Origin of the sequence: Pantoea sp. ME81 (genome assembly GCF_903970985.1) — a bacterium.
In the GTDB taxonomy this organism is placed as follows: Bacteria; Pseudomonadota; Gammaproteobacteria; order Enterobacterales; family Enterobacteriaceae; genus Pantoea; species Pantoea communis.
The window spans coordinates 1-12,516 of sequence record NZ_CAJCKS010000142.1 but is presented as its reverse complement, the minus strand read 5'-3'; the positions used below and the strand labels follow the sequence as shown (position 1 = coordinate 12,516).

The 12,516-nt window shown below is 53.6% G+C and carries 14 protein-coding genes; 7 read left to right on the top strand and 7 right to left on the bottom strand.

The window, feature by feature from the left end; translation table 11 throughout:
* The 6 genes from H7A81_RS20685 to H7A81_RS20660 form a co-directional block, all read right to left on the bottom strand.
* A partial coding sequence (locus H7A81_RS20685; protein ID WP_370529971.1) for an ABC transporter permease occupies nucleotides 1–445 on the bottom strand: 445 nt, incomplete at its 3' end.
* Nucleotides 442–1,383 carry an ABC transporter permease gene (locus H7A81_RS20680; protein WP_182058573.1) on the bottom strand — a complete coding sequence of 314 codons (942 nt, stop codon included), beginning with the start codon at nucleotides 1,381–1,383 and terminating at the stop codon, nucleotides 442–444. The genes H7A81_RS20680 and H7A81_RS20685, both read right to left, overlap by 4 nt.
* Nucleotides 1,384–1,394: 11 nt before the next feature.
* Nucleotides 1,395–2,366: an autoinducer 2 ABC transporter substrate-binding protein gene (locus H7A81_RS20675; RefSeq protein WP_166936020.1), complete on the bottom strand. Its 972-nt coding sequence runs from the start codon at nucleotides 2,364–2,366 to the stop codon at nucleotides 1,395–1,397.
* Nucleotides 2,367–2,383: 17 nt separating this feature from the next.
* The gene (locus H7A81_RS20670; protein ID WP_166936022.1) at nucleotides 2,384–3,151 is read right to left on the bottom strand and encodes an ATP-binding cassette domain-containing protein; all 768 of its coding nucleotides are present in this window, start codon (nucleotides 3,149–3,151) and stop codon (nucleotides 2,384–2,386) included.
* Complete coding sequence (locus tag H7A81_RS20665) at nucleotides 3,144–3,800, bottom strand: TenA family protein (RefSeq protein WP_182058572.1); 657 nt, start codon at nucleotides 3,798–3,800, stop codon at nucleotides 3,144–3,146. The genes H7A81_RS20670 and H7A81_RS20665 overlap by 8 nt, the downstream gene beginning before the upstream one ends.
* On the bottom strand, nucleotides 3,800–4,645 hold the full coding sequence (locus H7A81_RS20660) for a BtpA/SgcQ family protein (protein WP_160866827.1): 846 nt from the start codon (nucleotides 4,643–4,645) through the stop codon (nucleotides 3,800–3,802). Before H7A81_RS20660 ends, H7A81_RS20665 begins: the two co-directional genes overlap by 1 nt.
* A gap of 27 nt (nucleotides 4,646–4,672) precedes the next feature.
* Here H7A81_RS20660 and H7A81_RS20655 point away from each other — a divergent pair, with 27 nt between their 5' ends.
* On the top strand, nucleotides 4,673–5,539 hold the full coding sequence (locus H7A81_RS20655; protein ID WP_182058571.1) for a PfkB family carbohydrate kinase: 867 nt from the start codon (nucleotides 4,673–4,675) through the stop codon (nucleotides 5,537–5,539).
* Between the two features lie 35 nt (nucleotides 5,540–5,574).
* Here the strand turns inward: H7A81_RS20655 and H7A81_RS20650 are convergent, their stop codons facing one another.
* The gene (locus H7A81_RS20650) at nucleotides 5,575–6,525 is read right to left on the bottom strand and encodes a substrate-binding domain-containing protein (RefSeq protein WP_182058570.1); all 951 of its coding nucleotides are present in this window, start codon (nucleotides 6,523–6,525) and stop codon (nucleotides 5,575–5,577) included.
* A gap of 353 nt (nucleotides 6,526–6,878) precedes the next feature.
* Between H7A81_RS20650 and H7A81_RS20645 the strand changes: the two genes are divergently transcribed.
* From H7A81_RS20645 to H7A81_RS20620, 6 genes are all read left to right on the top strand, one after another.
* Nucleotides 6,879–7,904, top strand: a complete 1,026-nt coding sequence (locus tag H7A81_RS20645; protein WP_182058569.1) for a LacI family DNA-binding transcriptional regulator — start codon at nucleotides 6,879–6,881, stop codon at nucleotides 7,902–7,904.
* A gap of 358 nt (nucleotides 7,905–8,262) precedes the next feature.
* Entirely contained in the window at nucleotides 8,263–9,009 is a 747-nt protein-coding gene (locus H7A81_RS20640) for an ATP-binding cassette domain-containing protein (RefSeq protein WP_166936095.1), read from the top strand.
* Nucleotides 9,010–9,027: 18 nt separating this feature from the next.
* A complete protein-coding gene (locus H7A81_RS20635) occupies nucleotides 9,028–10,029 on the top strand; it encodes an ABC transporter permease (RefSeq protein ID WP_160866831.1) in 1,002 nt (333 codons plus the stop codon).
* 3 nt (nucleotides 10,030–10,032) lie between these two features.
* Nucleotides 10,033–11,112 (top strand): phosphotriesterase, encoded by a 1,080-nt coding sequence (locus tag H7A81_RS20630; RefSeq protein WP_182058568.1) that lies wholly within the window; start codon nucleotides 10,033–10,035, stop codon nucleotides 11,110–11,112.
* 13 nt (nucleotides 11,113–11,125) lie between these two features.
* Complete coding sequence (locus tag H7A81_RS20625) at nucleotides 11,126–11,881, top strand: glutamine amidotransferase (RefSeq protein WP_160866833.1); 756 nt, start codon at nucleotides 11,126–11,128, stop codon at nucleotides 11,879–11,881.
* A gap of 1 nt (nucleotide 11,882) precedes the next feature.
* Nucleotides 11,883–12,516: M20/M25/M40 family metallo-hydrolase (locus tag H7A81_RS20620; RefSeq protein WP_182058567.1), on the top strand; the 634-nt coding region annotated here is incomplete at its 3' end.

Genomic DNA, 12,516 nt, shown 5'->3' with positions numbered 1-12,516 from the left:
CTACCGGAACGCCTGAGATAGCCGCACCACCGGTTAAAGCCAATGCCAGGCCAGAAAACAGGTAAAAACTGCCCAGCGTGACAATTAATGGCCATAACCGTAGTCGCGCCACCAGCAGGCCATTTAGTGCTCCGGCGGCGCTTCCACTCAACATGCAAATCACAGGAAGCAGTGCCGGATTGATACCCTGTTGCAGCGCCAGCATGCCGATAACAGCGGAGAGAGACACATTGCCCCCGACCGAGAGATCAATACCGCCGCCGCCCGCCATGACCACCAGCGATTGGCCCAATGCCACCAGAGCAAGCAGCGTAGCGAATTGCAGGATTGAGGTGATGGACCATAAAGCCAACATCTGCGGCAGTGCGAAGACAATCCCGATGCCGAGTAGCAGCCACAATGCGACGAGTAAGGTGAGGTCAGGCGATTTATGCATGATTTTCATGCCATCCTCCTGAATGTCAGTACACGACCGCTGGCGGCCTCGCTGCTTAACACCAGCAGCAATACGGTGCCGGTGACGACCGTTTGCCATAAAGAGGGCACACCCACCAATAGCAAACCGTTCTGCAGAATGCGCAGCAGCAAAACGCCCAACAAGGTTCCGAGCAGACTGCATGAACCGCCAGTAATGCGCGTACCGCCCAGCACCACTGCCGCGATTGCCTCCAGTGCCAGGCTGCCGCCCACCGTCATTTCCACATTGCGATAAGTCGCGATATAGCAGGTGGCGGCTAAGCCACAAAGCACACCGCTAATCAGGAAAGTGGCGATGCGTACCTGGGTGACCGGGATGCCTGCCAGCCTGGCTTTCTCTTCTGAATTCCCCGCTGCCAGTAACCATAATCCATAAGGCGTATGGCGCAGTGCTAGCCAAACCAGCGCCCAGACCAGCATGATCATCCATGCCATAATCGGAACACCAAATAGCGTGTGCATTAGACCACGGGTCAGATCATCGGGCAGTCCGGATAACCATTGCCCGCCGAGCAGCACAAACAAAGCCGTGCGCCAGACGCCAAACAATCCCAACGTACCCACAATCGCCGGGATGCGACCGATTACCACCACCAGCGCGGTGAGCAGACCGGCCAGCAGGCCTATCAGCGGCCCCGCCAGCGCAGCCAGCCAGGGCGACTGCAGCATCAACAGTTGCCCAACGCCCCATGCTGCAACCCCCATGACTACGCCCACAGACACATCCACCCCGCCCATGGCAATCACCAACGTCATTCCCAGCGCGATCAGCAACAGTTCGCTGCTATTGCGTAAGATGGTGAGCAGGTTGTCCGCGGTGGCAAACCATGGCGAAAACCAGGAGAAACAGCCAACAGCCAGCAAGGCGATCGCCAATAAGGCGATCTCCCGTGAAGTCATGTGCATGTGTGTCCCCGTCAAAAATTGAATTGATCGACGTTCTCTTTGGTGAAAACGGCCGGACTGCCTAGCAGCAGTACCCCCGTTTTACTGTCAAACTTTACCGGTTCCGCAAAGCTGGGCACTTTGTTCTCTGCCGCAAACGCTTTGCCATCGATCAACTGCTTACCTGCCCACACCGTCAGATAACCGAGTTTTTCTGGATCCCAAAGTACGGTGTAGCCAAACGCCCCGCTCTTCAGATAGGCCCGCGCAGTGTTCGGGCTGCAGAATCCACTGCCGATCACTTTGCCGTTTTTACCGGCGCTTTCGATGGCTTGCGCCACTCCAGGACAGGTCGTGGAAGCCATGGCGATCACCCCTTTGATATCTGGATTCGCTGACATCAAATCGGTGGTGATTTGTGCCGCACGACTGGCAGAGCCGCCGGCATACTGCGGTTTAAGCAGCGTGATATGGGGATATTTGCTCTTCACGCGTTGCTGCATGTACCCGATCCAGCTATTAAGGTTGGATGCAGTGGCTTCCCCGGAGACGATGCCGATTTTTCCTTTATCTCCCACTCGCTTCACCATCTCATCAATGATGCTGTCACCCAGCCCTTCATCGGTCGCCTGCGCGACGTAAACCGGACGTCCGCTATCAGGTGCGTCGCTATCGCTGGTGAAAAGATGCACATTGCTGGATTTCGCTTGCGCCATTACCGGCGCAATACTGGAAGCATCCAGCACGCTGATACCAATGGCGTTAACCTTCTGTGCAATCAGGTTTTGCACAATTTGCAGTTGATCCATTGGGTTGGTGTCTACCGGCCCGCTGTAGACAAACTCGACGCCCAACTCTTTTGCCGCACGCTTACCGCCCGCTTCCATGGCCTGGAAATAGGGAATGCCGATGATTTGCGGCACAAAGGCAACTTTTTCCGCCGCCAGTGCACAACCCGAGACCAGCAGTGACAGAGAACAAACAGCCGTAGCAATTCGACGCATGATAATTTCCCCTGGTGTTAGGTGTTTTCAAAGACGCGCGCATCAGGATGCGCGCCAGTAATGAGTGAAACGATTTCGTCAGGCGTGGTGTCGACATGGCGGCGTTCGGCAATTTTCCGACCACGACGAAACACCACCATGCGATCCGCCACGGCAAACACATCGCTGATGTTGTGGCTGATCAGCACCACCGCGCAGCCGCGTTCTGCCAGACGACGCGTGAGTTGCAGCACCTTCTGCGTTTCGGCCACCGCCAACGCGGCGGTGGGCTCATCCATGATCACTAATTGTGCGTTGAGATTAAGCGCACGGCAGATCGCCACCGCCTGGCGCTGACCGCCCGACAAGCTACCTACCGCTGCTTCGGCATCGGAGATGTGTGCATCCAGATCTTTCAATAGCTGATCGACCTGTTCCCGCATCGCGCGGCGTTTCAGGAAAGGGATACCCAGTACCCGGCGCTTGAGTTCGCGTCCGAGAAACACGTTCTCAGCAATCGACAGGTTTTCCGCCAGTGCCAGCTCCTGATAAATGGTGGCGATGCCGTGTTCCGCAGCCTGACGAGGCGAGGTGAATTTCACCGCTTTACCTTCGATCCACAGTTCACCCTCGCTGGCGCTATAGGCCCCCGACAGCACCTTGGTGAAGGTGGATTTCCCCGCACCGTTATCACCGAGCAGCGCCAGCACTTCGCCGCGATGGATCGATAAATTGACCTGGCTTAACGCAGTTAATGCACCAAATCGCTTACAGATATTGCGCGCTTCAATGAAGCAGCTATTCATCTTCGCCCTCCTGATAGGCCGCAGTGTGGAAGTCGATTTCCCATTGCAGCACAGTGCCGTAAAGCGTGGAGAGCCGCTGTTTCTCCTCGATGCTGAGGATTGATGCACACGCATCCAGCTCGGCTTTGAGCCACAACGCCTGTTGATGAAACTCCTCTTCGGCGTGCATATCGACCCAGCGACGGACGTCGGCATCCTGCTGACTTTGCTCGCTGACGCGTTTGCACCAGTGGTAGTACATCCACTCGGCGCCAAACATCAGCGTAATGATCTCGGCATAGCTGCCCTGCTGCGCCACTTGCAACATGCCATCACGAAACGTGGTGACGCCCGGTAAGTCATCGGGATAATCCTCGGGGTGGATATCGCGCCTGGCCAGCACCGTTTCGAACCAGTCAATCTGGGTGTCTACCAACGCGTTGAGTACGCCAATCAACCAGCGCTGTTGCCGAATAGCGGGCGCTTTACTGACGGCCAACGCAAAGATGGCAATCGCGGTGGCGACAAAGTTGCCTTCAAACACCAGATAGCGGTTGAATACGCTGTCGGGCAGTTGATCCTGTTCGATATCCCGCACAAATCGATGCTGCTGCATCTCTTGCCACACCTGCTGATGCTGTTCGAGAAGTTGATCGGTAAAACTGAGCATCACGCCTCCTCCAGCGCGGCCTGCGCCACGGACATAAAGTGTTTAACCCGCGCTAACTCCACCTCGTTCCACCACACGCCATCCACTTTCATGGTGCTGGCAACAATCACGCCTTGCGTACGCCCTAATATCTGGCAGACGTTAGCCGGGGTAACGCCCGAGCCCACCAGCAGCGGCAATTCAGTAGCAGCACGGATTTCATCAATTTCACTCAGCGTGGCGCTGTCGCCGGTGCGCTGTCCGGTGGCGATCACCGCATCGGCTTCAAAAAAGTCGACATCTCGCGTCAGTTCCTGGATGGAACGGTCGGCCACAATGGCATGGCTGCCGTGTTTGACATGGCTGTCAGCGAAGACACGAATGTGGTCGGCACGCAGTTGATTGCGATAGCGCAGCGCTTTGGCCGCCGCACCTTCAATAAAGCCTTCGTTAGCGATGTAGGCATTCGCCCACTGGTTAACACGCACAAAACTCGCGCCCCCCGCCAATGCTGTAGCAATTGCGGGAATAGCGGCATTGGCTAATACGTTAATGCCAAGCGGTGCGCCAAAGCGTTCGCGAATTTTTTCTGTGATAACCGCCAGGAATGCTGCTGTTTCCGGACCAATATCTTCAGGTTTCGCAAAAGGAATATCGCCATGATTTTCAACGATCAATCCATGTACGCCGCCTGAAAGGTAGTTTTCCGCGTCACGCAGGGCGCGATCGATAATATCTCTCACAGGTTTACCGCGATATTTCGGCGCACCGGGAAAGGCATCACAATGAATAACACCAATCACCGCTTTCTTACGTGAAAAAATATCTTGTATCGCGTTACTTTTTTCTGCTGATATAGAAGCCATCTCTTTCACCTTATTAACGAGAAACCTATGCGTGTCTATGTTGCAGGTAATATTGTGGTTGATGAAACCTGGTCCATTCATGAATTGCCACAAAAAGGCGTATCCATTCATGGCGTAAAATCATCGCAAGATATCGGCGGAAAAGGCGCTAATCAGGCGATTGTCATTTCCCGCTGCGGTATCGATACACAATTAATAGCCGCCACCGGTAACGATATTAACGGCCAGTGGATTCGCGATTGCATGCAAAGCGAAAAATTAACGTTAAATCCTCAAAATAGTATTTCTGAACATAGTGACACCTCAATCATTTTTACCAGTCACGACGGCGACAATGCGATTATTACCACCATGGCAGCAGCCGAAGCGCTAACGCTGGATATTATCCTGGCGCATTTAGCGGATGCCTCAGCCGGCGATATTCTGTTACAGCAAGGTAATTTCTCCGTTGATAAGACCCGCGCCCTCTTTAGCTGGGCAAAAAATCATGGGCTCATCACCGTATTTAATCCTTCCCCCGCCAACCCGGACTTTGCCTATTTGTGGCCGCTGGTCGATATTGCCGTGGTCAATCAACATGAAGCCGAACTGCTGCAACCTGTTGGTATTCCCACTTTGGTTATTACTCAGGGCGCCGCAGGTGCTGAACTGATCACCGATGCCCAACACCATTTTTGCCCGGCAACACCGATTCAAGTCGTAGATAGCACCGGAGCAGGCGATACGTTCCTGGCGGTGCTACTTGCTTCGGCCTTACTGCGCGGTGTCGCGCCCGATGCCCTCGCGCTGCAGCATGCCAGCGCGGCGGCCGCCATTACCGTGAGCCGTACCGGAACACTGAAAGCCTTTCCAACTGAGTGTGAACTCAGAGCACTGCTGGCCGTGGGCCTTTAACGGTGGCCTTCCGGCCACCTCTCGCAACGACGCACTTATTTAAACAGCGGACGATAAGTATCCACGTTCGCTTTGGTTACCACGGTGGCAGGCACCAGAATCGTTTTATTGACAGCTTTTCCTTCATTGATGGCGTTAAGTGCTTTCAGCGCCTCTTCGCCCATCTTTTTCGGATCCTGTTGCAGCACCGCCGTCACATAGCCGCCGTCAATCCCGCTGATGGCTTTCGCGGTCAGATCCCAACCAAACACCTTGATATCTTTCTGGCGTCCCTGGTTTTCCACCGCCGCAATGGCACCAAGCAGTGCCGGTTCGCCGGTGGCGTAAATCGCGGTGAGGTCTGGATTACCGGTGATCAGGTTTTCCGCCGCTGTCATCGCGTTATCCTGAATGTTCTGACCATCTACCACATCAGCAACAGTAATTTTGCTGTTACTTTTAATGGTGTCTTCAAACCCTTTCTGACGCTGGTTTTGAATCGCTGAGTTCAATGCACCAACAATGCCTAAGCGCGCCTTACCCCCCATCTCTTTTGCCACGTAATCGACAAAATATTTACCGAGGATTTTACCGCCTTCAAGGTTATCCACCCCAACCTGCGACGCTTGCGGGCCTGCTGGTAATACAGCATCAATCGCAATCACCGGGATTTTCGCTGCGGCTGCTTCTTTAATCGCCGGCATAATGCCGTTAACATCGATGGCATCGACTAAGATGCCTTTCACGCCTTGTTGAATATAGTTTTCAATGGCATCGTTTTGTGCCACAGGATTATCGTTCGCGTTATAAATCACCAGCTCTTTACCACAGGCTTTAGCCGCTTCCTGAGCCCCCTGATTCATCAGATTAAAAAACAGAGCCTGCTGGTTAATTTGTACTAATGCATAAGTGGGCGCGGCATGGGCTAATGTAAAAAGCGAACCTGATGAAAGTAATGCTGTGGCCAGAACCATTGAACGCAGTTTTCCGGTGAAAGATGACATCATGTTTTCCTCGTCGGGAATAAATAATAATCAGCGTTTCACAGCGCTTTCACGCTGAGAGGTTATGTTGGCTGGCAAATATCGATGAAATAAAACAGAACACAGGCCTGACGCTGTGTTTTTGATGCCACCCGGTTCAACTATTTCGGTATCCCATCCGCTGGGAGTACGGGGTGAAATAGTGTGAATCAGGTTGGGAAGTTATTCCCGGTACTGCGGTAAACGGTTTATACAATTCTCCCAGGCGATTTTTTTGTCAAGTGTTTATTTATCCATCCACGCAAAAAGGAAAGCACTGTATCAGTCACGCTTAACTGTGTTACAGATAAGCCACCTGGGGATTGAGAGCGGAATTCATGAGTACAAAACGCGTATTGTTATCGGATGTCGCGAAACTGGCGGGACTGTCAAAAGCCACGGTATCCCGCTACATGAACCACAGTATTGTGCTGCCTCAGGAGACCATTGATCGCATCGAAAGCGCGATTCACACCCTTGATTATCGTGGCAATAGCCTAGCACGTCGTCTGAGTAAAGGTGGGAGTGAAACCCTGGGATTGGTATTGCCGGATATCACCAACCCATTCTTTGCTGAACTGGCTGATGCGGCTGAAGAGGCAGCATCGGCGCGAGGCTATAGTCTGGTGCTTTGTATCACGCGTAATAATCCGGAAAAGGAGACGCAGTTTATCCGCTGGCTGGATACGCGTCAGGTTGATGGCCTGCTGTTCACCACTAACCGTCCCGATAACGGCGTACTACGGCAGGAAATTCAGCGCCAGCGTCATGTGGTGTTACTGGATGAAGATATTCCCGGCAGTACGGTGCCCAAAGTGTTTGCCGACAATGTGCAAGGTGGACGTATGGCAACGGAACAATTGATTGCTGCCGGACACACCCAGATCGCTTTCATCGGCGGGCCAGAACAACTGATGAGCGTACGCGAGCGCTATCAGGGTTTTTGTACCGCGATGCAACAGGTCGGGTTAGCCATTCCTCCCGAATGGGTGATGTATGGCAACTATGCGCGCGAATTTGGCCAGCAGGCGCTCAAACGACTTTTCAGCTGTGCACAACGCCCCACTGCCGTGTTTGCCGCCAGTGATTATCTGGTGCTGGGATTGCTAGATGGTCTTCGCGCCAGCGGCTTGCAGGCTCCCGCTGCCCTCTCGCTGGTGGGCTTTGACGATGCCAATTACACCGACCTGACACATCCACGAATCTCCACAATCCGCCAACCCGCTCGCGAATTGGGACATACGGCGGTGAGTATTATGCTGCGCCTGCTCAATGATGAAACCGGCATCCCGAACGAAACCCGTTTGCCCGTGGAATGGATTGGGCGTGATTCTATTGGATTTGTTAACGGCGTCCCAAAATGATGCAAAAGCGCACAATAATGGCGCAAAAAGTGAGCTGATTTTTTTAATCGCGTTATAGTGAGTAAACCGGTTTACTTGATGTTCACGAAACTCGTGATGATTTACAACAAGTTAGCCGAAAGTGAAGTGCCTGCAACGCAGGCTGGCATGGATGCTGCAATGTCATCACTGGCGAGTAAATATCATTGTAGCGTTTGCCCTGTTGGTTTAAACAAAAGACTTATCTGGCAGTTAACCGGTTTACTAGATTGTAGATCGTGCCGGATATGCACTTTTCCCAACAGGGCAAACATTTCCCACAAGTGTTGATGGGAGTTGTCCAATGCAGCAATTACAAGCTCTTCCGGCCCGGGTTGAAATGGTTAATATCACCAAAACCTACGGTTCGATTCGCTCTTTGCGCGGGGTAAATCTTCAGCTTGCGCCAGGGGAAGTACTCGGTTTGGTTGGCGATAACGGTGCCGGCAAATCGACGCTCACCAAAGTGTTGTCCGGTGCCGTAATCCCCACCAGCGGCACCATTCGCATCGACGGTGAACAACAGCACTTCAGTAACCCTGCCGATTCACGCCGCTGTCATATTGAGATGGTCTATCAGGATCTATCCCTGTGCGATACGGTTGATGTGGCGGGGAATTTATTCATGGGCCGCGAGCCGATGAAATCCGTGCTCGGTATTCCCTTTCTCGATCAAACCAAAATGCATGCAGAAGCACGCGAAATGCTGAAAGGCCTTGGGATTTCCATTCCCGATACGCGCCTGCTGGTACGCAATCTTTCAGGTGGGCAGCGGCAGGCTATTGCTATTGCCCGCGCAGCGGCGTTCGAACCCAAAGTGCTGATCATGGATGAACCTACCGCCGCTCTCGCTGTAGCTGAAGTGGAGGCGGTGCTGGAACTGATACGTCGTGTTTCAGCGCGCGGGGTGAGCGTGATCCTGATTACCCACCGTTTACAGGATCTGTTCCTGGTGTGTGACCGCATCATGGTGATGTACGAAGGCACCAACGTGGCCGATCGCCGCGTGGCGGATACCAGCCTCAGCGACATCGTTAACCTGATCGTGGGTGAAAAATTCACTGCTCATTCAGCAGCAGCACATTGAGGAAACAGGATGAGTATCATGAATCTAAGCAGTTCACGCATGATCCAACACTCGCTGCCCCGCCGCCTGTTGCATAACCACTCAGGCGTGGTGAGCATTGCGCTGTTTTTTATCTTTTGCTGCGTAGTGTTTTCGCTGATCACCAGTAACTTTCTCACCAGCACTAACTGGCTAAATATCATTCGGCAAAGCGCCCCGCTGCTGATTGTCGCAACGGCAATGACGTTGGTGATCACCACTGGCGGTATTGATTTGTCTGTAGGGTCGACACTGGCGCTGGTCGGTGCGCTTTCTGCCATCGCACTCAACAATTGGGGACTACCGTGGCCTGTGGTGTTGATCGGTGGACTGCTATTGGGCGGTTTGGTCGGAGCCATCAACGGCTTCTTTATCGCGTTTGAAGGGATACCCGCTTTTATTGTCACACTAGCCACGCTGGCCGTGGTGCGCGGTATTGCGCTGCTGGTTACCCAGGGCTATTCGATTCCGGTTCCCGCCGACAGCCTGTTCACCTTTATGGGCCGCGCCTGGGTGCTGGGCATTCCCATGCCTGCGCTAATCGGCATTGTGATTCTGTTGGCCGGGCACGTCTTGCTGAATCACATGCGTTTTGGTCGCTATGTTACGGCCATCGGAGCCAACGCAGAAGGCGCGCGCCGTAGCGGCATTAATACCAAAGCGGTAACCATGAAGGTGTATATCCTCAGCGGTATGGCGGCCGCGCTGGCAGGCATGATTATCACGGCGCGTCTCGGCAGCGGATCGTCCAATCAGGGTGAAGGATTTGAACTGCAGGTGATTGCGGCGGTAGTCCTTGGCAGCACCAGTTTATTTGGCGGATTTGGCACTATCATTGGCACGCTGTTGGGCGCATTGTCGATTGCCATTATCCAGAATGGGCTGATCTTGTCGCATATCTCGCCGTTTTATACACAGATCGCGACCGGCACCATCATCTTACTGGCGATTTGGCTCAACACTCGCATCCTCAACCCTGCTCGCTCCCCCGCAAAAGGATAATCAATGAAAGGATCAATTTTCCGTCATGCGGACCCTCTTCCTGTGGGCGTACGTAGCGGTCAGGTGATGACGGTACTCGGTCCGATGCCAGTGGCAGAAATGGGCGTCACCTTAATGCATGAGCACATATTGCTGGATGCTTCTGGCAAATGGGTACCGCCCTGCTGTTGCAGCGATCGTCACATTGCCGAGATGCCAGTGAAGATGGAGAACCTCGGTGAACTGTCGATGAATCCGTTGATGAGCCGCGATAATTGCCAGTTGTTCGATACTGACACCGCCATCGAAGAATTAATGAAGTACCGCGCACTGGGCGGTGAAACGGTGGTGGATCCTACCAATATCGGTATTGGACGCGATCCCAAAGGATTACAGCAAATTGCGCGCTTAACGGGTTTAAACATCGTGATGGGCACTGGACTTTATCTGGAGCCTTCACATCCCGAATGGGTCAAAAGCATCAGCGTTGAGCAGCTGACTGACAAGCTCATCTATGACCTCGGTGGAGCAGATGAAAAACCTGACGTCATTGCCGGTTTGATCGGCGAAATCGGTATTTCCAGTCGCTTCACCCCTGATGAAGAGAAGTCACTGCGTGCTGCCGGTCGCGCCAGCGCAGCAACCGGCGCCCCCATCCAGGTGCACTTACCTGGCTGGGAGCGGCTCGGTCATAAGGTGCTGGATATTCTTGAGCAGGAAGGGGCTGATTTGCGTCATACCGTGCTGTGCCATATGAACCCCAGCTTTGCGGACAAACCCTACCAGCGAGAACTGGCTAAACGCGGCGTTTTTCTGGAGTACGACATGATTGGCATGAGTTATTACTACGCCGACGAATCTGCCCAATCGCCATCCGATGAAGAGAACGCACGCGCCATCTGCGAACTGATAGAGGACGGCTATATCCAGCAGATTTTGATGTCGCAGGATGTGTTCCTGAAAACCATGCTGACGCGTTACGGTGGCCACGGTTATGGCTACATTCTTAAACATTTCGTCCCGCGCCTGAAACGTCATGGCGTTAGCGGTGAACAACTTGAAACCTTAATGATTGGTAATCCGCAGCGAGTATTTGGCGGATAAACGGAGACGCGTTATGCAGAAGAACGTTTTGCTGGTTGGAGAATCCTGGACCAGTACCTCGACCCATGTGAAAGGCTTTGATCAGTTCGCCACCGCCACCTGGCATAGCGGCGCCGTCGATTTTATGGCGGCATTACAAGATAGCGATTATGCCATTACACATATGCCTGCCCACGCGGCGGCCACTGAGTTTCCTCTGGAGCTTGAAGCCTTACAGCAGTGGGATGCGATCATCCTCTCTGATATTGGCGCCAATACTTTGCTTTTGCATCCGGATACGTGGCTGAAAAGCCGTCGTACGCCCAATCGTCTTAAGCTAATCCACGATTATGTAGCAGCAGGTGGGGCTCTGATGATGATTGGCGGCTATTACAGTTTCCAGGGCATCAATGGCGGTGCTCGTTACCGTAATACGCTGGTGGAAAAAGTGTTGCCGGTGCGCTGCCTCGCCTGGGATGACCGTATAGAGACGCCGGAGGGCAGCTACGCCGAGGTGACAACGTCACACAAAGTGCTGGCGGATATTCCAGGCGATTGGCCCTGGTTGCTGGGATATAACGAGGTCGAGATGCAGCCTGAAGGCACACTGATCGCCACCGTTGCGGGTACGGCTCATCCTTTGCTGGCAGTACGAGAGTATCAAAATGGCCGTTCTCTGGTTTGGACCAGCGATATGTCCGCCCATTGGTTACCAGAAGCGTTTTCTCAATGGAAAGGGTATCGCCAACTGTGGCTGAACTGCCTCGATTGGCTGACGGAGCGCCCTTGATATGCCACCAAAGTCACTTGAACTCGCCCAGCAACTGCTGGGCTTTAACACCATCAATCCGCCTGGCAATGAAGCCGACTGCATGCATTTCCTGGCAGACTGGCTGGCAGAGCGAGGTTTCGACGTCACACTCACGCAATTTGGTGAGGGTCGTGTCAACCTGATTGCCAGTATACCGGGAACCTCCGCAGGAAAACCGCTCGCGTTTACCGGTCATCTCGACACCGTCCCGCTGGGCAATCAGCCATGGCAATTCGACCCTTTTGGTCGCGATATCGACGGTGATCGCCTGTATGGCCGTGGCGCCAGCGATATGAAAGCAGCGGTAGCCGCTTTCGCCATCGCCTGCGTGCAGCAAAAAGCGGCGATTCAAGCGGGCCGCGGCGTGGTGTTGATGATTACGGGTGGGGAAGAAACCGGCTGTGATGGTGCGCGGGCATTGATAGAAGCGGGCAACTTGCCTGAAATCGGCGCATTGATTGTTGGGGAACCCACGGCTAACTATCCGGTCATTGGCCATAAAGGTGCACTGTGGTTGCGCTGTGAAACCCACGGTAAAACGGCACACGGCGCAATGCCAGAACTGGGTATCAATGCCATTTATCTGGCCGCAGATGCGCTGGGGAAAATTCGTC